Below are 19,067 nucleotides of genomic sequence, written 5' to 3' on the forward strand. Positions count from 1 at the left end.
GTCCGAGCCACTCGCCGGGGAGTCCCCGGCGGCGGCGTCGGCCCGGCCCGTCCGGGTCGCGGCGGGCTCACCGGGGCCCGCGCCCGTACCGGGCAACGCCATGCTGCTGGCCGAACTGCCGGTCCCGAAGCGGGAGTCCGGCGCGCCCTACACGGTGAACGACCAGCTGATGGTGGCCACCGCGCTCACGGTGGCCGACTGGAACCGGACGCAGGGCTCGCCGGGGGCCGACCGCCGGCCACTGCGGATCACCATGCCGGTCGACGACCGCACCCGGGGCCCCGAGATGCCGATCGGGAACGGCACCCGGCTGGTGGAGGTCGGTTTCGCCGCGTCCGAACTGGTGCCCGGGGCGGACATCCCCGCACTGCTCCGGGTGACCGCTGAGCGTACCCGGGCACTCAAGGCGCGCCCCCGCCCCCCGCTGGGCCGCTCCGCTTCCCTGCTGACCGCGCCGCTGCTGCCGGTGGCCGCCCGCGCCGCCCTCACCCGGGGGCTGCGGGTGCTGGCGGGGCCGTGGACCTCGACGACGCTGCTGAGCAACATCGGCCGGGTGCCGTACCCGCTGGACTTCGGGGAGGCGGGCCGGGCCACCGCCGTGTGGTTCTCCGCGCCCGCCCGGATGCCCCGGGGGCTGACGTTCACCACGGCTTCCACGGGCGGCCGGCTGCAGCTGGCGCTGCGCTGGTCGCGCACCCTGCTGGGGGACGAGGACGGCGTACGCCTGCGCGAGCTGTTCACCCGACACCTGGCATCGACGTCCTCGGAGACCGTATGACCGGCACCACCTCTCCCCCGCCCGGGCTGCGGGACTTCTACGAGAACCCGGCCGTCCCGGTCGCGTCGGGCGACGGGCGCACCCTTCGGCAGGCCCGGCTGCTGGCCGACGCGCTGGGCGCACCGGGGCAGGTGATCCTTGACATCGGGTGCGGCGACGGCACGGCGGCGGCCACGGCGGCCCCGGTTCTCGCCGGTCACCGGCTGATCGGCGTCGACTGGTCGCAGGACGCGCTGCGCCGGGCCCGGCCCCGGATGGGCCTCGTGGTGCGCGGCGAGCTGGAGCACGGCGGGCTGCCGCTGGCCGACGGGTGCGCGGACGCGGTGCTGTTCAGCGAGATCCTGGAACATCTGGTCGACCCGGACCAGGCGCTGGACGAGCTGCGGCGGGTCCTGCGGCCCGGCGGCCACCTCATGCTGTCCACCCCGAACCTGGCGGCCTGGTACAACCGGGCGCTGTTGCTCGCCGGGGTGCAGCCGGTGTTCTCGGAGGTCAGTCTGCGCGGGATCCACGGCCGCCCCGGCTCGGAGGTGGTCGGGCATCTGCGGCTGTACACGGCCCGGGCGCTGCGCTCGTTCCTGGCGGCGTCCGGCTTCGACGACGTGAGGATCACGGGCGCTCCCTTCCACGGGGTGCCGCGTCCGCTGCGGCTGCTGGACCGGGCGGCGTGCGCGGTGCCCGGGGCGGCCTCCATCCTGCTGGCCCACGCGCGGCGGAGGTAGCGCGATGTGGTGGGGCGTCGGCGCGGCGCTGGTGGCCAACGCGCTGTACAGCGTGGGGTTCGTGGTGGAGAAGCGGGCCCTGGGCTCGCTGCCCGCCCTCTCCGCCGGCCGGCCGCTGCGGGTGGTCCGGGTGCTGCTGACCAGTCCGCTGTGGATCGTCGGCGCGCTGGCGCTGGCGGCCGGGTTCGGGGCCCAGCTGATCGTCTACCGGGCGCTGCCGATCGCGGCGGCGCAGGGCATCTTCGTCTCCGGTCTGGTGCTGCTCCTGCTGTTGTCGTCGGCCGTGCTCGGCGAGGAGTCGACGGGCCGCGAACGCTACGCGCTGGGCGGGGTGCTGGTCGCCCTGCTGATGGTGGTCGCCTCGGTGCGCGAGGGCGAGGACGTGGTGAGCGGCGGCGCCCCGTGGGCGCTGGTGCTGCTGGTCTGCGTGCCCGCGCTGGGGGCGGGCGTCTGGCTGTACGTGCGGGTCGAGAGCCGGGCGGCCAAACGGCACCGGGTCCCGACCAGCGGCATCGGGTACGGAGTGGCGGTGGGCCTGCTCTACGGGGTCAGCTCGCTGGCCATCAAGGGCACGTCCAGCCGCCTGACCGGCACCGATCTCGGCGAGGCCGCGCTGTCGCTCCTGGCATCCCCGTATCCGTATCTGCTGCTGTTCACGGCGGGGGCCGGTCTGGTGATGTCGCAGGCGGCGCTGCAGCGCTGCCGGGCGTCCCTCATCGTGCCGGTGTGCACCACGGTGACCTGCCTGTTCACCGCGGTCCTCGGGACGCTCGCCTTCGGCGAGACCCTTCCCGACGATCCGCTGCTGCTGACCCTGCGGGTGGGCGGCACGGCGCTCGCCCTCTCCGTCCTGCTGGCCATGCCGCGCCACGACCCCCGGCCTGCCGCCCCGTCCTGACCCCGGATCCGGCACCACCGACACTCCCGACATCCCTGCCACCCCCGACACCGAGGAGCCACCCGATGAACCCCGACGACCCGCTGCTCGCCCTGCTGGCCTGCCCGCTCGACAAGGGCCCCCTGTCCCTGGTGGCCGAGGAGGAGACGGCGGAGGCGGCGCTCTACAACCCCCGGCTGCGCCTGAGTTACCCGATCGTGGACGGCATTCCGCAGCTGCTGCCCTCATCGGGCCGGAAGGTCGGGGCGGACGACCACGAGCGCCTGCTCACGCGGCTCAAGGCCTCGGCCGCGTGACCACGTTCGCCGCGGCGGTGGCGTCCCGGCTGCCCGGGGGCCTCGTCGGCTCGGCCGCCGTCGCCCTGTATCCGCGCTTCGAGCCCGAGCTCCGGCGGCTCGCCGACTTCTGCCCGCCGGACGGTGTCGCCATCGACATCGGCGGCTGGTACGGCCCCTGGTCGCGGCGGCTCGCCACCCGCTGCGCCGAGGTGGTCACCATCGAGCCCGTGCCGCATCTGGCCGAACACCTGCGCCGGACGCTGCCGTCGAACGCCCGGGTGGTCCAGGGCGCGGCGACCGACCGGGCGGGCACGGCACAGCTGTGGTTCCCGGAGGGCGACCGGGGCGACCGGGGGGTGTCGTCGCTGGCCCGCCGCGACATCCACGCGCACTGCCTGGAGGTCCCGTCGATCACCGTCGACAGTCTCGGGCTGAGCGGGGTCGGCTTCGTGAAGATGGACGTCGACGGCGGCGAGCGGGCGGCGCTGCTCGGTGCGGCGGAGCTGCTGCGCAAGGACCGCCCGGCCCTGCTCATCGAGCTGGAGAGCCGGCTCGGCCCGATCGCACCGGCGGTCGACCTGTTGACCGGTCAGGGCTACGCGGGCTGGCTGCTGGCGGGCCGGCGCTGGATCGCGCTCGACGGGTTCGACCTGGTGGCCCACCAGGCGCGTACAGAGCATCTGGTGCACCAGGGTCTGCTGCGCCGGGCCTTCGTCCCGCACCGGGAGCGGTACATCAACTCGGTGCTCTTCCTGCCGGACGGGCGGACCCCGGGCACCGTCTGACCGGCCCCGACCGGCCCCGACCGGCCCTGACCGGCAATACCCCGGTGCCCCTCGCTCACTGACCGCCCGGGCGTCGTTGCCCCGCCCATCACCGACGGGCGAAACGACCGGGGGCACCGACGCCCGGGCGGGCCGTCAGCTCTGCCGGGCCTCCTCGGCGTTGCGCCAGACCGTCAGGTCGATGGTGATGTAGCGGCTGGGGTCGTTGGCACCCGACTTGCCGCGATAGGTCACCACGGCGATGTGCCCGGCCTTGCTGAGCACACAGATCTGCGACCCGGACGTGAGCTGGTCGAGCCCGATCTTCTCGGTGAAGCGGGTCTCCTCGCGGCAGACCTTCAACGAGCCCTTCTGCGAGTTCTTCAGCACGACCAGCTTCCCGTTGGCGCTGCCCACCTGCTCGTCGCCGAAGAGGGAGTCCCGGTAGAAGTAGAAGTCCTTCTTGCCGTACATGACGCCGCTGTCCTCGTCCTCCAGCGGCCGGGGCGGGTTGTCGGCGAGCTGCAGCGCGTAGTTCGCCGTGACGTCGATGCCCTTGTACGCGACAGGCTTGGGATCGACCGGCTTCTCCCGGCCCTCGTCCCCGGAACCGGTCCCGCTCGAACCGCTGTTGGAGGACGCCTCGGACCGGTCGCCCTTGCCGGACGTGTCGGGGTCGTCCGGCAGCAGGGCACCGATGACACCGAGGACGACCAGCGCGCCGAAGACCGAGGCGGCGACGATGAGACCCGTCCGCTTGGGGCGCGGCGCGGCGGGCTGGAAACCGGGCGAGACCCAGCCGGGGTGCTGGTAGCCGGGCTGAGCGAATCCGGACGGGTGGTGGGGCGGCGGGGTGGCGTAGCCCTGGGGGCGAGTGTTCTGCTGCCAGTGACCGGTCGGCACGGTTCCCGGCGCCCCAGGAGCCCCCGGCACTCCGGGTGCGGCCGGCCCGGTCTGGGTGGGTGCGGCGGCCACGGCGTAACCGGTCGGGGTGTACGGGTGGGCGGGGCCCGGTGCCGGGGGGTGCGGGGAGTGCTGCGTGGGCGTGGGCCCGGTGGTGGGCTGTGGGGGCGGGGTGGGCGCGGGGGCGGGGAGCCGGTCGCGTTCGGTGATGGAGCCGGCGACTGCCCGCGGGAGCCAGTCCTCGCCCTGGCGCAGTGGTTCCGGAGAGATCTCGTGGCACATCCGGATGATGTCGGTCAGGGTGGGGCGGTCGGCGGGGTCGCGGCTGAGGCAGCGGGTGACCAGGGGGCGCAGGGCGTCGGGCAGCCGGCTGAGGTCGGGTTCCTCGTGGACGATGCGGTAGAGGACGGCGTGCGAGGGGCCGTCGCCGTAGGCGGGTGCGCCGATCGCGGCGTAGGCGGCGATCTGGCCGAGGGCGAAGACGTCGGTGGCCGGGGTGACGGTGCCCACCGCCGCCTGCTCGGGCGACATGAACGCCGGGGTGCCGACGCTGACGCCGGTGCCGGTGAGGGCGGTCGTGTCGGCGGCCCGGGCGATACCGAAGTCGATCACCCGCGGCCCGTCGGCGGCCAGCAGGACGTTCGCGGGCTTCAGATCACGGTGCACGATCCCCGCACCATGGATGACACCGAGCGCCTCCGCCACCCCGACGGTCAGCAACAGGACACTCCGCAACGGCAGTTGACCGTGCCGGGCCACCGCGTGCGCGAGCGAGGGACCCGGCACATAAGCCGTCGCCAGCCACGGCTGCGCCCCTTCGGTGTCCGAATCGATGACCGGCGCGGTGTACAGGCCCTGCACCCGCTGCGCGGCCCGCACCTCCTGCTGGAAACGCCGCCGGAACTCCGGATCCTCACTGAACTCCGCCCGGATCACCTTGATCGCGAGAGGACGGCCGCCGGGCGTGTACGAGAGATACACCTTGCCCATCCCGCCCGCGCCCAGCACGGCGGCCAGCCGATAGCCCCCCCACAACAGCCGGGTCGTCGGCCTTGAGCGGCTGGAACGGGTCGGTCGAAGGTGCGCTGCTCATAAGGAACCATCCCCCTGGTCACGGCAGTCCGGAGCCTGCACACGCCCCGAAGATCAGACGAGAGCGTACCGAATGCCGGGTCGGGTCCGGGGCCTGGCCGCTTCGCAGGGGTGACACGGCGGCGTACGGTCCGGACAGGGGGCGGACCGGACACTCCCCTTCCGCCCGGCGGAGCGGCCTTGCCGCTCCCCGGCACCGGGTCCCTGCAGGATACGCCGTGCGCGGCGGCGCCTCCCGGGGTACTGACGTCCCCGCGACGGCGCCTCAGCCGGTGACGATGCCGGCGACCAGGTTGATCGTGGTGGCCAGGATGCTCGCGCCGAAGACGTACGACAGCAGGCAGTGCCGGAGGGCGACCGCGCGGATCCTTGAGGTCGAGACGTTGGTGTCGGAGACCTGGTACGTCATGCCCAGGTTGTAGCTGAAGTAGAGGAAGTCGATGTAGCGCGGCGGTTCCGTCGTGTTGAAGTCGATCCCGCCGCCGGGCGGCCGGTAGTAGATGTACGCGTAGCGGGTGGCGTACATCAGATGGAGAGCCGCCCAGGACATGAACACGCCGCAGAGGGCCAGGGCGGCCGCCGCGTGGCTCAGGTCGGAGTCGCCGATCAGGAGCAGCAGCACGATGCCGACCAGTCCGGACAGGGCGGCCGCGACGACGACCAGTTCCTCCGCGACGGGCCGGAACTCCTCGCGCCGGGCATTGTCGTGGGTGGCGGCGGCGTCCATCGGCCACAGAACGAGCCATCCCGCGATGACGAAGAGGGTTTCCGCGGCGGCGATGCCGACGAGGATGCCCAGCGGCGCGTTGGCGAGCAGGACGCCGACCAGCGCGCCAAGGGCGGCTCCGACCACTGCGGAGCCTGCGAGCCGGGGAACGGCGGGAAGCCAGAACCGACTGTTCATGAGGGCCTCACGTGTGCTGCCCGAAGGAGCCTGGCGCCTCTGCTCCACGGGGCTCCCCACGGAGAGGGTTGGACCGTGTCAGCGTAGGCGCGTGTGGCCCGGAGCGCAGCCCGGAGCGACCCGCCGCAGCCGAGTGGCAGGCGGGAATCACCGGACATAGCCTGCCCGGAAGGATCCGATTTCGCCCTGTCGTGACCGTCCGGTCCGCCGAGTCCGCCATACCCGCAGGTGAAAGGGTGGAAGTGCCGTGAGCGCCGACAACGAAGCGCGGGAACCCCTGGAGCACCGGGTCGGTCCCGTTCCCGAGGCCGATCCGCGGTTCCGGCCCTACCACCACCCCGCCGCGGGCTGGGGGGCGGCCAAGAGCGTGGCCCGCTTCCTGGTGGGGGAACGCGCGCTGGTGGACGGGCCACGGGCCATCATGAAGATGAACCACGAGAACGGCGGGTTCGACTGCCCCGGGTGCGCGTGGCCGGACGACACCAAGGGCCTGCACCTGGACATCTGCGAGAACGGCATCAAGCACGTCACCTGGGAGATGACCCGCAAGCGCGTGGGCCGTGAGTTCTTCGCCGCGCACTCGGTGACCGAACTGTCCGGGTGGAGCGACCACGACCTGGAGAACCAGGGCCGGCTGACCGAGCCGATGGCGTACGACCCCGCCTCCGACCACTACGTACCGATCAGCTGGAAGGATGCCTTCGAGGTGGTCGGCGCGACCCTGCGCGCGCTCGACAGCCCGCACCGGGCAGCTTTCTACACCTCTGGCCGGCTCGGCAACGAGGCCACCTTCCTCTACCAGTTGATGGCCCGCGAGCTGGGCACGAACAATCTGCCGGACTGCTCCAACATGTGCCACGAGGCCAGCGGGCGGGCCCTCCAGGCCTCTCTCGGCACCGGAAAGGGAACGGTCGACCTCAAGGACTGGGAGTCCGCGGACGCCCTGTTCATCCTGGGTGTCAACGCCGCGTCGAACGCGCCCCGCATGCTCACCGCCCTCGCCGAGGCCGACCGCCGGGGCGCGCAGATCGTGCACGTCAACCCGCTGGTCGAGGCGGCGGCCACCCGCACCATCGTCCCGCACGACTTCACGGACATGGCCCTGTTCAAGACCACCCGGACCAGCACGCTGAACCTGCAGCCGCGCATCGGCGGCGACATGGCGCTGCTGCGCGGCATGGCCAAGGCGGTCCTGGAGCAGTCGGCGAGCGACCCCAAGGCCCTGGACGTCGCGTTCATCGACCGCCACACCACCGGCTTCGAGGAGTACCGGGCGCTGTGCGAGGCCACGCCCTGGGAGGAGTTGGAGCACCAGTCCGGGCTGAGCCGCGCCGACATCCTCAAGGCGGCGCGGGTGTACGGGGAGGCCGACCGTTCCATCGTCAGCTGGTGCCTGGGGCTCACCCAGCACGAGCACGGCGTCGACACCGTCCGCGAGATCGTCAACCTCCTGCTGCTGCGCGGAAATCTGGGCCGGGAGGGCACGGGACCCTCCCCCGTGCGCGGCCACAGCAACGTCCAGGGCAACCGCACATGCGGCATCGACCACCGCCCCACCGACGCGTTCCTGGACCGGCTCGCCGAGGCGTGCAAGATCGACCCGCCCCGCGAACACGGCCTGGACACCGTCCGCACGATCCAGGCGATGCGGGAGGGCGAGGTGACGGTGTTCGTCGGAATGGGCGGCAACTTCGCGCTCGCCGCGCCCGACACCCCGGCCACGTACGCGGCACTGCGCTCCTGCGACCTCACCGTCCAGGTGAGCACCAAGCTGAACCGCAGCCATGTCGTCCACGGCCGCGCGGCACTCATCCTGCCGTGTCTCGGACGCACCGAGAAGGACCACCAGCGCACGGGCGTCCAGAGCACCTCGGTCGAGGACTCGATGAGCATGGTCCACATGTCCGTCGGGATGAAGCGCCCCGCTTCCCCGCACCTGCTGTCCGAGCCGGCCATCGTCGCCGGGATGGCGCGCGCCGCCCTGCCGGACAGCGAGACGCCCTGGGACTGGTACATCGAGGACTACGACCGGATCCGGGACACGATGGCCGAGGCGCTGGACGGCTTCGAGGACTTCAACCGCCGGGTCCGCCTGCCCCTCGGATTCCGTCTCAAGCAGCCCGCCCGCGAACTGGTCTTCCTGACCCCGTCCGGGCGCGCGGAGTTCTCCGCGGCCGCCCTGCCCGATGTCGTGCCCGAGACCGGCACCCTGGCGCTCGGCACGATGCGCTCGCACGACCAGTGGAACACCACCATCTACTCCGACAACGACCGCTACCGGGGCATCAAGAACCTGCGCACGCTGGTCTTCATGAACCGGGCCGACATGCGCGACCGCGGGATCCCGGACATGGGACCCGTCGACATCACGAGCACGGCGAAGGACGGCGGCAAGAGGTTCCTGAACGGCTACACGGCGATCCCGTACGACATCCCGCGCGGCTGCGCCGCCGGCTACATGCCGGAGATGAACGTGCTGTGCGCGCTGGGCGACTACAGCACCCAGAGCGACCAGCCGATCATGAAGCACGTCAAGGTGACGATCGTCCCGGCCGCCGCGTGACCGTACGCCCGATGAACGCCCGGGAGCCGGGCTCGGTGATGGCCCGCGCCCTGCGTGAGATCGCGGCCCGCACCGATGTGGCCGCCGCCCTGGAGCGGCTGCCCGACGACTGGGACGCCCCCGGGGAGGCGTCTCGGTCGTCCATGGCGGCCGGGACGGCCGGCCGTCGCCTACTTGTCCTGATCACTTGTCCTGATCCGGGGGAAGGCCCACTTCCTCGCGGTCCTCCTCCAGACGCTCCACGATCTTCTCCGCGTCCGGGCGGCGGGGCATGCCCCGGCCGTGTCCGGTTTCGGGGTCGCCCTCGACCTCTTCGTTCGACTTGTGGTGGTGATGGGTCATCGGTCACTCCTCGCCGTCGGGGGCGGCGGCCGCCGCGGCGGCCTCGGGGGTCTTGGCGACGCCGTCGCCCTTGCGGATCGTGCAGTGCAGGGAGTCGTCGACCACGTCGGCGACGATCGTGTCCCCGGGGTCGGCCTCGCCGCCGAGCAGCAGGGAGGCGACGCGGTTGTCCAGTTCGGTCTGGATCGTGCGGCGCAGCGGGCGGGCGCCGAACTCCGGCTGGTAGCCGTGGGCGACCAGAAGCTTCTTCGCCGCTTCGGTGACCTCCAGGGTCATGCCCTGGGCGTGGACCCGGTGCTTGCTGCGGTCCAGCAGGTGCTCGACGATCTCGGACAGGTCGGCCTCGGTGAGGCTGTGGAAGACGATGATGTCGTCGATGCGGTTGAGGAACTCGGGCAGGAACCGGCCCCGCAGGTCCTCCATCAGCTCGTCCTTGAGCTCGGCGGCGTCGCCCCGGTGGGCGAGGATGCGGTGGGCGCCGATGTTGGACGTCATGATGACGACACAGTGGCGGAAGTCGACCGTACGGCCCTGTGCGTCCGTGAGCCGGCCGTCGTCGAGGATCTGGAGCAGCGTGTTGAAGACGTCGGGGTGCGCCTTCTCGACCTCGTCGAACAGCACCACGCTGTAGGGGTTGCGCCGCACCTTCTCGGTCAGCTGGCCGGCCTCGTCGTAACCGACGTAACCGGGCGGCGCTCCGACGAGCCGGGCGACCGTGTGCTTCTCCTGGAACTCGCTCATGTCGAACCGGACCATGCGATCGTCGTCGCCGAACAGCAGCTCGGCCAGCGTCTTGGCGAGTTCGGTCTTGCCGACGCCGGTGGGCCCGAGGAAGAGGAACGAGCCGACGGGCCTGTTCGGGTCACCCATGCCCGCGCGGTTGCGGCGTACGGCTTGGGAGACCGCGGTGACCGCCTCGTCCTGGCCGACGATCCTGGCGTGCATCTCCTGCTCCAGCTTGAGGAGCTTCTCCTTCTCGCCGGCGGTGAGCTGGGAGACCGGGATGCCGGTGCGGCGGGAGACGATGTCGGCGATGTCGGAGGCCGTGACCGAGACGACGCCCTCGCGGCGTTCCTCGATCCCGGCGAGTTCCCCCTCCACCTCGGCGATCTGCCGCTTCAGTTCGGAGGCCTTCTCGAACTCCTCGCCGGCGACGGCCTCGTCCTTCTCGCGGCGCAGCTTGGCGAGGCGGTCCTCGCGGCTGACGACCTCGGTGGAGCGGTTGGCGCTGCGCAGCCGTACGCGGGCCCCGGCCTGGTCCATCAGGTCGATGGCCTTGTCGGGCAGGAAGCGGTCGCTGATGTAGCGGTCGGACAGCTCGGCCGCCGCCGTCAGGGCCCCGTCGGCGAAGCGGACCTGGTGGTGGGCCTCGTACGCGTCCCGCAGCCCTTCGAGGATCTGTACGGTCTCCTCGACGGTCGGTTCCGGGATCAGGACGGGCTGGAAGCGGCGCTCCAGGGCGGCGTCCTTCTCGATGTGCTTGCGGTACTCGTCGATCGTCGTCGCACCCACGACGTGGAGCTCGCCGCGTGCGAGGGCGGGCTTGAGCATGTTGCCCGCGTCCATCGACCCCTCGCCCGTCGCGCCCGCGCCGACGACCGTGTGGAGTTCGTCGATGAAGAGGATGATCTCCCCGCTCGCCTGCTGGACGTCCTCGATGACCTTCTTCAGCCGTTCCTCGAACTGTCCGCGGTACTGGGCTCCGGCGACCATGCCGGACAGGTCCAGGGAGACGACCCGCTTGTCCTTCAGTGTGTCGGGCACCTCGCCCGCGACGATGCTCTGGGCGAGTCCCTCCACGATGGCGGTCTTGCCGACGCCGGGTTCGCCGATGAGGACGGGGTTGTTCTTGGAGCGCCGCGAGAGGATCTCGATGGTCTGCTCGATCTCATCGGCCCGCCCGACGACGGGGTCGAGCTTCCCCGCCTTCGCCTCCTCCGTCAGGTCCCTGCCGAACTCGTCCAGGGTCGTCGAGGGCTGCTTCCCCCCGCCGGAAGCCCCGTTCCCGCCCGCCGCCCGGTCCGTGGCACCGCGCAGCTTCCCCACGTCCAGGTCGTCCGCGCCCAGGAAGCGGGAGGCCCCGGAGTCCGCGTCGTCGACGAGCGCGCCCAGGATGTGCTCGGGACCGATGTAGGACACCCCCGCCGCCTGCGAGCGGGCGTAGGCGGCGGTGAGGGTCCGCTTGGCCGCCGGGGTGAGTCCGGGCTCGGCGGAGGGTTCGCCGGCCTCCCGGGGCAGCACCTCGTCGAGCTGCCCGGCGAGGGCGTCGGGGTCGACCCCGGCCCGGGAGAGCAGCCCGCGCGAGGGTTCGACCTGCGTCGCCGCCCACAGCAGGTGCTCGGTGTCGAGGTCCGCCGTTCCGTCGTCGGCCGCCTTGCTCGTGGCCCGGCCCAGCAGTTCGTGGGAGGACTCCGTCAGCAGCCGCCCGATCGGGACACGCTGCATGGCCGGCGGCGACGACGCGGGCGACATGCCGAAGAACCGGTTCAACAGGTCACTGAACGGATCGGACGGACCGAGGGGTGAACCGAACGCCATCGACATATCAGCTCCAGGGAGGCGAGGGGGCTCTCCCACTCAAACGCGACGTCCCCCGCCCCGCAAACGGAGGTGGTGCCCCGGCGTGACCCGATCATCCGGAGTCAGATCCTCCGCATCCGCCTCCGCCGATCGATCCTCCGACGGACCGGATGAGGGCCCGGGCCTCGTCCTCCAGGCCCCTCGTCACCGTCCGGTCCCGGAATCCGTGCGCGGCCAGTCGCGTCGCGAGCGCGTCGAAATAGCCCGAGGCCGTCAGGACATGCCTCGGCACGTCCAGCCTGCCGCCGTCGGCTGCTCGCTCCGGGACGCCTCTGCCGCGGCCATGACCTGCGCGATCTCGACGTACACCTCCTCCCGCGTGCTGTCCGGCAGGTCGGACCGGGTCAGTTGCCGGAGCAGCCGATCTCCGGCGGCGGTCACCTCGTTGAGCAGGCGTACGTTCCGGTTGACCGTGAGGCCGACGTCGGCGGCGGTGATCGCGGCGGCGAGAGAGCCGTGTCCATGACCGGGTGGCGGGCTCGGCTGGACAGTTTATCGCCGTCGCCGAAGTTCAAGGTGCCGTAGATGTCCGCACGGATGAACACTGCCGTGCGGACGGCGTTGCCGTAGAAGGAGATGGCGTGCTTCGCGGCCGGCAGCAGGCCCGTCACCAGCGCGTGGCTCTCGGGCTTGATGGTCCACACCTGCTCCACCTGGTCGACGAGGAGCAGGAGCGGCGGATGGAGGCGGGCGCAGTCGAGATCGGCGAATCCGGCCCGCACCCCCGCTTCCAGGACATCGAGCCGGCGGGAGGTCTCCGCGCCCTCGGAACCGCCGCCGATGCCCAGAGCCGCTTCGACACCGAAGGCCTTGAGCGAGAGGTCAGCGGACTGCGGATGAGGTTGTCGACCGCGGTCACCGGAGAAAGCTTCCGATGCCGGAACTTGGAAATCGGATATATGAGCCAAGGATGAAAGTCACCCGTTTGGTCGGTCAGGACTCTCTCGCACCGTCAGACTCCCGGGAGGGAACCTGCCACTGGGGCGTGGGTATGGGTGAGACGGGGTGGGCGTGACCGAGCGCGGTAGGGCCGACCGTGCCGTGACCGACTACGGCGTCCCACACGGACGCTCGGCGACCGAGGGGTGGCCGGACGGGCGACAGCACGGCGACGAACCACGGCAGGACGACGGGCCGGTGCGTGCGGTGCCGCGGCACGTAGCCTGCGTGATGGACGGTAACGGCCGCTGGGCGCAGCGGCGTTCGCTTCCCCGGACGGCGGGCCACCGGGCTGCGGAGACGACCGTCATCGACATCATCGAGGCGGCCCGGAGTGCTGGTGTCGAGTGGCTCAGCCTGTACGCCTTCTCCACCGAGAACTGGAACCGCCCGGGCACAGAGGTCGACTACCTGATGCGCTTGGTCCGCCGGGTCGTTCGGAAGCATGCGCCGTTGCTGCTGGCCCGTGGCATCCGCTGTCGCTTCCTCGGGGTCGCCGACCCGCGTATCCCCCGTGAACTGGCCCAAGACTTCGACGATCTGGAGGCGCTGACCGCCGACAGCCGGGGGATGACGCTGACCGTGGCCTTCGACCACGGCGGGCGCCGGGACATCGTGGAGGCAGCAAGGTCGCTGATCCGCAGCAAGACGCCCGCTGATGAGGTAACCGAACGGATCTTCGCGGACCACCTCCCGTTCCCCGACACCCCCGACGTGGACCTCGTCATCCGGACCTCCGGCGAGCAACGCATCTCCAACTTCATGCTCTGGCACGTTGCTTATGCCGAGTGGGTCTTCCTCGAGGTGCTCTGGCCGGACTTCCGGGCCCCCGAGTTCCTCGTATGCCTGCACACCTACCAGCGCCGCAACCGCCGCTTCGGCGGCCTGCCGCCCAGGACGAACGGAGACCCATCATGACCACCGAAACCACGGGCCCGGCCGACCAGGCACCCCTGTTCGGCCCAGAATCGCAGTTCAACGCCTTCTTCGACGACCCGCGCTGGGCACTGGCCATTATCCGCGCCACCGTGCTGGAAGCCGCCCATCCGCAGATCGGTGCTGCCCTCGTCGACAACTCCACCTTCGTCGCACACCCCTGGCGCAGGCTTCGCAACACCTTCCTCAGCATGCGGCGCATGTTCGGCACCGACTTGGCGGAGCGCGAACGGGAGGCTGCCCGGCTCAACCGGCTGCACGCCCGCATGAGCGGCTCCGACTCCCGCGGCCGCGCCTACGACGCGATGGACCGCGCGACCCGCGCCTGGGTCGTCGCCACCCTCTTCGAGAGCGCCGTCACCATGCACCGGCTGAGCGGCCAGCCTCTCGACCAGGACACGATGGAGCGGATGTACGCCGAGTACCGCACGTTCCTCGCCGCGCTCGACGGCGACGCCGCAGAACTTCCCGAGGGCCTGCACGACTTCTGGCGGTACTTCGACCGGGTCGTCGAAAACGAGCTGGAGCACACCGAAGCGGCCCGCGTCATTCTCTACCGGCTCTTCGACCACCTGCCCGCCCCGGCGCTGTTTGATGGCGCGCCGACGCTGTGGGCGGCCGGCCGGGCCGTCGTCGGCCCGCTCCTCGGCGCGATCACCGTCGCCTCGCTCCCCGAGCCGTACCGGCGCAGGGCCGGGCTGCCGGAGATGCCCGGTGCTCAGACCCTCATGCAGGGCGCCTACCTCGGTGCCGGGCTCGCCCGCTTCCTGCCCGCGGGCTGGATCGACGCCGAAAGCATCATCGAAGTCCTCTCGCTCTCCCCCGGCAGCGACGACCCCCGAGCCCGGACCGTGGCCGCCCTGCGCGTCCGTATGAAACGGGCGTCGGCCCTACTCCGTCTCCTCACACCGCTGAGCGGCGACGCCGGCCCGGAGTCGACGTCTTCCGCGGCCACGGGACAGGCCCGGCGCTCGGCGGGGGAGTTCTTCCGCCAGGTACTGGACCAGACCGGCGACGGCCACCTCGACTGGCCCGACCTGGCCGCCATGGCACGCGAACTCTCCACCCGCCTGGCCCTGGACGAGCCCGAGGAGACCCGGCTCTACGACGCCTTCGCCGCTTGGTGGCGCGAGCTCCAGGCCGCCCTTGACACGGACGGCGACGGCCGCGTCAGCGCCGACGAGTACGCCGCCGCCATCCCCTCCCTCGCAGGGCCCGCGCTCATCCGCGTCGCCGAGGTGCTCTTCGACGCCACCGACAAGGACGGCAGCGGGAGCATCGATGCCGACGAGCACCGAACCCTCTTCCGCACAGCCTTCCACCGCGACCTCACCACCACCGACGGTGCCTACGGCCGGAGCACCTTCGTGGGCGACTTCCTCTCCTTCATGTCGGGCCGCCGCACGAGCACCCCGTACGACCCTCTTCTCGCCGACGCCTAACGAGCTCGTGCATGGTTGGCGGTAGCGCATCGGAACCTTGATCGTTGATCATGGTGAGTGTGGTGGGGAACCGGGCTCGTGCAGCAATCATCCGCAGCCAGCGCATCACCGGGCTGACGCCCGACGTGATCGCTGAACTCGTCGCCGAGAACGGTCCGTTGTGGCACGAGCTTCACCAGGCGGCACGCGCCGCGCACTCTCGTCGTCGCGCCGTGGGCGTCGGGGCCAGGCACAAACTGGTCTCCGTCGGCCGGCTGCTGGCCACACTGGTGCACCTGCGCCACGGTGCCACGCAACGTTTTGGCCCGCTGGTTCGGTGTCGACCGCTCCACCACCACGCGCGCAATCGGTGAAGTAAGGCCCCTGCTGGCCGCGCGCGGCTGCACGATCGCTCCTGGCCATCGGCTGCGCACACTCGCCGAGGATGGACCCGCCCGAGCACTTCGGGTCATGGAAGGGCGCCCATAACCGGCTGCGGAAATGGGCCGCCGACGGCACCTGGGAGAAGGTCTTCACCGCCCTGCTCACCCAGGCCGGCGCCGAAGACGACCTCGACTGGATCGTCTCGGTCGACTCCACCATCATCCGGGCTCATCAGCACGCCGCCGGAGCCCGTCAACAGAGGCCCCGGCCGGCGAGCCGGACCACCATGTCCTCGGACTCTCCCGCGGCGGGCTGAACACGAAGATCCATCCACCTCGCCGCAGACACCCGATGCCGGCCCCTGGCGTTTCTCCTCACGCCGGAGCAGGCCGGTGACGCACCGGCGTTTCCCGAGGTCATGGCCCGACTGCGGGTGCCGCAGCCGATCGGCCGACCCAGGACCACCCCGGAGGTGGTCCTGGCCGACAAGGCCTATTCCTCTCGTGCGATCCGCGCCCACCTCCGCCGACGTGGGATCCTGGCGGCGATCCCGCAACCTTCCGACCAGGCCGCGAACCGCAAACGGCGTGGCCAGTTCGGCGGCCGTCCGCCGGCCTTCGACCACGAGGCCTACAAACAGCGCAACACCGTCGAGCGGTGCATGTGCGCCACGAGGCGCCTTGTTGTATCCCCGGCTCAGCCGGGAGGAATTGGAGGGATATTCCTGGGCCTGATGGATCACCTGGATCCGAAAGGTGATGGGGACCAGAGCATGCCAGAGAATCAGCGACCGGGCTCAGTTGCCAGGGACGGTGCGCTGAGAGGCCCGCGTGATAAGGCGAAAGCTGGATTACCTGAACCCCAATCTCCAGTCGATGAAAGTTTGCATCCATCGGAATGGCTACTGAAACCGATGCCATGTCCTGTGACGGCTTTGATGCATGGCCGACATACCTTCCGAGACATGGGGCGATGTCCAATGAGGACATTGAAGGAGATGAGTGGGGCCGTGCGGAAAAGGGCCTGCACGTGGCAGGTACCTCGTCGCGCGGCCTACCCAACCAACAAGATCAAGCAATGGCGCGGCCTGGCCACCCGCTATGACAAGACCGCCACCATCTACCTCGCGGCCCTCCATCTGGCAGGCATCTTCGTGTGGTCAGCAAGGTGATCCGGAGAAAACGACCTAGGTCCTGTCCGGCGGATCATGTGACGACGGCCTCGCATCCGGGCCATTGTTCGGTTCGTGGGGCGGGGAGATCTGACGAATGATGGGTGGGCGCGGCGTACGCCCCATCTGCCGGAGTCCGGAGGCCGTGGCGGGCGTTGGAACGACCACCGAACAGTGATCAACGGGAGTCGTCCAGGCCGATGCCGACGCCCGGGGCCGGATCGACTGGAGCATGGTGAGCGTGGACTCCACCTCGTGCCGAGTCCATCAGCACGCTGCCGGAGCTCCGCGCAGGACGCCGCGGTTCCCGAGGCGGAGATCAACGCCTCGGGAGCACCGTTCTGACGAAGGACTCGGCCGTTCTCGGGGCGGTCTGACCTCCAAGATCCACCTTGCCGGGGAAGGCGGCCTCCGCGCTCTGGCGCTGCTGATCACTCCTGGTCAGTGGGGCGACAGCCCGCAGCTGATCCCGGTCCTCGAACGCATCCGCGTCAAGCGCCTCGGTGGTGGGCATCCACGGACCCGTCCTGACTATCTGGGCGGCGACAGGGCATACAGCTCCCGCCGTGATCGGCGCTACCTGCGCAGAAGCCGAATCAAGCACATCATCCCGGAACCGAAGGACCAGCGGGCCAACCGCGGACGCCGAGGAAGTCGAGGAGGCCGACCTGCGGGCTTCGACAAAGAGAAATACAAGCGCCGTAGCGAGGTCGAGCGTGCGATCAACCGGCTCAAGCACTTCCGCGCCGTGGCGACGCGCTATGACAAGCGCGCCTACGTCTTCCACGGCACTGTCACCATGGCCTCCATCCGCCTGTGGCTCAGACCGTGATCGGGCGGATAAAGCGGTGGTCGTCCGATCGGCTTCCCTGCAACGATCCAGGTATGACCACATTGTTCCTCATGGTCGGCCTGCCAGGGGCCGGAAAGACCACGCGGGCCCGGCAGTTCGCCGCAGAACATGGCGCACTGCGTCTGACGCCTGACGCCTGACGCCTGACGACTGGATGATTCCCCTGTTCGGCGAGGCGGAAGCGGACGGAAAGCGCGATGTGCTGGAGGGGCGCATGCTCTGGCTCGCCCTGGAGGCGGTCAAGCTGGGCACCAACGTCGTCGTGGACTTCGGCTGTTGGTCACGGGACGAACGGTCTGCGATCCGCTGGCTGGTGGAGGCCGAGGAGGCGCGCTTCCGCATGGTCTACCTGCCGGTGGACAATGAGACCCAACGCGCCCGTATCGCTCACCGCTGGACGACCGTCCCCGAGGAGACGTTGCCAATGTCCGAGGCTGACATCCTGCACGGGCACGCGCATTTCGAGGAGCCCGACGCGGCAGAGTTGGAGGGCCGCAGGATCGCCGGCCCGCCGCCCGGCTGGGTCGGCTGGCGGGAGTGGGCCGCGGACCGGTGGCCGTCGTTCGCGTGACGGCTGCGGCCCACGACAACTCAGGCCATACCGAGCATGCCCGCGCCAGTCCGAAATGATCCGCCGGACAGGACCTAGTCGTCGAGCTCGCAGATCTTCCGGGCCCGCACCCGGCCCATGTCCTTCAGGTGCACCTGGTGGAAGTGAACGTCGTGGCCCTCGGTCGCGGACACGACCTTCACCGCGATCGTGACCAGTCCAAAACTGATGGCCCCGGCCCACAGCGGTGTCGGATGTGGGGTCTCACATTTCGCGGCACAACCTCACCATCTTGGCATCGAACGCGGCGCCGAAGAGAGAAACCGCTGTTCAGCGGCTCGTCCGTCCCGGCCCGTCGGTTGAGACCGCGAGGTGATGTCACGTTCGTGAGACTGACCGGATGTGCCATCGACCTGAGACAGCGGAAGAGCTGGTGGTCAGCGAGCACTGCCTGTGCCACGAGCGGCGAGACTTTACATCAGAGCGGGAAACGGACCGGCGAACCGGACGCGGTCCCTGCCCGCACGTCGATCCTCGTCCTGGACCACGCGGTACGCATACCCAGAAGCAGTCGGCCGACGCGCGACCGTGGGCACTTCTGCATTGGCTCGCCCGATTCGGCCGCCGAGCAGCAACGGACCCAGACGCTGGGTGGGTGCCGACCGGAGAAGTAGCCCTCGGGCGGGTGAACCACGACGGGGGCCGAACAGGTTCTTCTTCTCGGGCTGTGCGCGAGCCGCATATGCCACTGGTTGTTTCTGAGGTCAAAGTAGTTGTTCGGCACGTACCGATGACATGAATGGAGAGCGGTTTCATGATGCGTCGTATCGCGATCACGCTGGCGGCTGTCGCCGCGGCCGGGTTCGTTGCCGCGGGCCCGGCTGCCGCGTACGGGACGAACGGCTGGGACGGCCCGGCCGGCGGCGGCCACGCGGGGATCGAGGGAGGCTGGGCCAGCGGCGAGTACCGCAACCTCGGCGGCCCGTACG

At 70.6% G+C, this 19,067-nt stretch carries 13 protein-coding genes and 6 pseudogenes; 12 read left to right on the forward strand and 7 right to left on the reverse strand.

The features are described from left to right. From CR470_RS24150 to CR470_RS24170, 5 genes and pseudogenes are all read left to right on the forward strand, one after another. A pseudogene (locus CR470_RS24150) lies at positions 1-778 on the forward strand (condensation protein); the annotation flags it as partial. Then, positions 775-1,500: a class I SAM-dependent methyltransferase gene (locus tag CR470_RS24155; protein WP_097869643.1), complete on the forward strand. Its 726-nt coding sequence runs from the start codon at positions 775-777 to the stop codon at positions 1,498-1,500. The pseudogene CR470_RS24150 and the gene CR470_RS24155, both read left to right, overlap by 4 nt. Before the next feature lie 4 nt (positions 1,501-1,504). Further along, entirely contained in the window at positions 1,505-2,398 is an 894-nt protein-coding gene (locus CR470_RS24160; protein WP_097869644.1) for a hypothetical protein, read from the forward strand. Between the two features lie 65 nt (positions 2,399-2,463). Further along, positions 2,464-2,694, forward strand: a complete 231-nt coding sequence (locus CR470_RS24165) for a Trm112 family protein (protein WP_097869645.1) — start codon at positions 2,464-2,466, stop codon at positions 2,692-2,694. After that, entirely contained in the window at positions 2,691-3,461 is a 771-nt protein-coding gene (locus tag CR470_RS24170) for an FkbM family methyltransferase (RefSeq protein WP_097869646.1), read from the forward strand. The genes CR470_RS24165 and CR470_RS24170 overlap by 4 nt, the downstream gene beginning before the upstream one ends. A gap of 135 nt (positions 3,462-3,596) precedes the next feature. On the opposite strand, the pseudogene CR470_RS24175 reads toward CR470_RS24170, so the two are convergent. Then, positions 3,597-5,436: pseudogene (locus CR470_RS24175) on the reverse strand (protein kinase domain-containing protein). Positions 5,437-5,700: 264 nt separating this feature from the next. Further along, a complete protein-coding gene (locus CR470_RS24180) occupies positions 5,701-6,339 on the reverse strand; it encodes a DUF1345 domain-containing protein (protein ID WP_097869647.1) in 639 nt (212 codons plus the stop codon). 247 nt (positions 6,340-6,586) lie between these two features. On the opposite strand from CR470_RS24180, the gene CR470_RS24185 reads away from it, so the two are divergent. After that, positions 6,587-8,902 carry an FdhF/YdeP family oxidoreductase gene (locus CR470_RS24185; RefSeq protein ID WP_097869648.1) on the forward strand — a complete coding sequence of 772 codons (2,316 nt, stop codon included), beginning with the start codon at positions 6,587-6,589 and terminating at the stop codon, positions 8,900-8,902. A 183-nt stretch (positions 8,903-9,085) separates the two neighbouring features. Here the strand turns inward: CR470_RS24185 and CR470_RS39700 are convergent, their stop codons facing one another. The 4 genes from CR470_RS39700 to CR470_RS40725 all read right to left on the reverse strand — a co-directional run bounded on the left by CR470_RS39700 (position 9,086) and on the right by CR470_RS40725 (position 12,732). Continuing rightward, positions 9,086-9,244, reverse strand: a complete 159-nt coding sequence (locus tag CR470_RS39700; protein ID WP_179892363.1) for a hypothetical protein — start codon at positions 9,242-9,244, stop codon at positions 9,086-9,088. Between the two features lie 3 nt (positions 9,245-9,247). Beyond that, positions 9,248-11,788, reverse strand: a complete 2,541-nt coding sequence (locus CR470_RS24190; protein ID WP_097869649.1) for an ATP-dependent Clp protease ATP-binding subunit — start codon at positions 11,786-11,788, stop codon at positions 9,248-9,250. Positions 11,789-12,037: 249 nt separating this feature from the next. Further along, entirely contained in the window at positions 12,038-12,205 is a 168-nt protein-coding gene (locus tag CR470_RS40720) for a hypothetical protein (protein ID WP_257138899.1), read from the reverse strand. Next, positions 12,202-12,732 carry a hypothetical protein gene (locus CR470_RS40725; protein WP_257138900.1) on the reverse strand — a complete coding sequence of 177 codons (531 nt, stop codon included), beginning with the start codon at positions 12,730-12,732 and terminating at the stop codon, positions 12,202-12,204. Before CR470_RS40725 ends, CR470_RS40720 begins: the two co-directional genes overlap by 4 nt. Before the next feature lie 229 nt (positions 12,733-12,961). Here CR470_RS40725 and uppS point away from each other — a divergent pair, with 229 nt between their 5' ends. The 6 genes and pseudogenes from uppS to CR470_RS24230 all read left to right on the forward strand — a co-directional run bounded on the left by uppS (position 12,962) and on the right by CR470_RS24230 (position 18,099). Further along, the gene (gene uppS, locus CR470_RS24200) at positions 12,962-13,681 is read left to right on the forward strand and encodes a polyprenyl diphosphate synthase (protein WP_097869655.1); all 720 of its coding nucleotides are present in this window, start codon (positions 12,962-12,964) and stop codon (positions 13,679-13,681) included. Further along, the gene (locus CR470_RS24205; protein WP_097869650.1) at positions 13,678-15,141 is read left to right on the forward strand and encodes an oxygenase MpaB family protein; all 1,464 of its coding nucleotides are present in this window, start codon (positions 13,678-13,680) and stop codon (positions 15,139-15,141) included. The genes uppS and CR470_RS24205 overlap by 4 nt, the downstream gene beginning before the upstream one ends. Positions 15,142-15,185: 44 nt before the next feature. After that, a complete protein-coding gene (locus CR470_RS39705; RefSeq protein WP_257138901.1) occupies positions 15,186-15,494 on the forward strand; it encodes a hypothetical protein in 309 nt (102 codons plus the stop codon). 62 nt (positions 15,495-15,556) lie between these two features. Next, positions 15,557-16,168, forward strand: a pseudogene (locus tag CR470_RS40730) (IS5 family transposase); the annotation flags it as partial. Between the two features lie 582 nt (positions 16,169-16,750). Continuing rightward, positions 16,751-17,507, forward strand: a pseudogene (locus CR470_RS24225) (IS5 family transposase). A 53-nt stretch (positions 17,508-17,560) separates the two neighbouring features. Next, a pseudogene (locus tag CR470_RS24230) lies at positions 17,561-18,099 on the forward strand (AAA family ATPase). 80 nt (positions 18,100-18,179) lie between these two features. Here CR470_RS24230 and CR470_RS24235 read toward each other — a convergent pair. Continuing rightward, positions 18,180-18,323, reverse strand: a pseudogene (locus CR470_RS24235) (Ku protein); the annotation flags it as partial. Positions 18,324-19,067: the final 744 nt, after the last annotated feature.

It is taken from the genome of Streptomyces sp. rh34 (assembly GCF_002551245.1).
GTDB lineage: Bacteria > Actinomycetota > Actinomycetes > Streptomycetales > Streptomycetaceae > Streptomyces.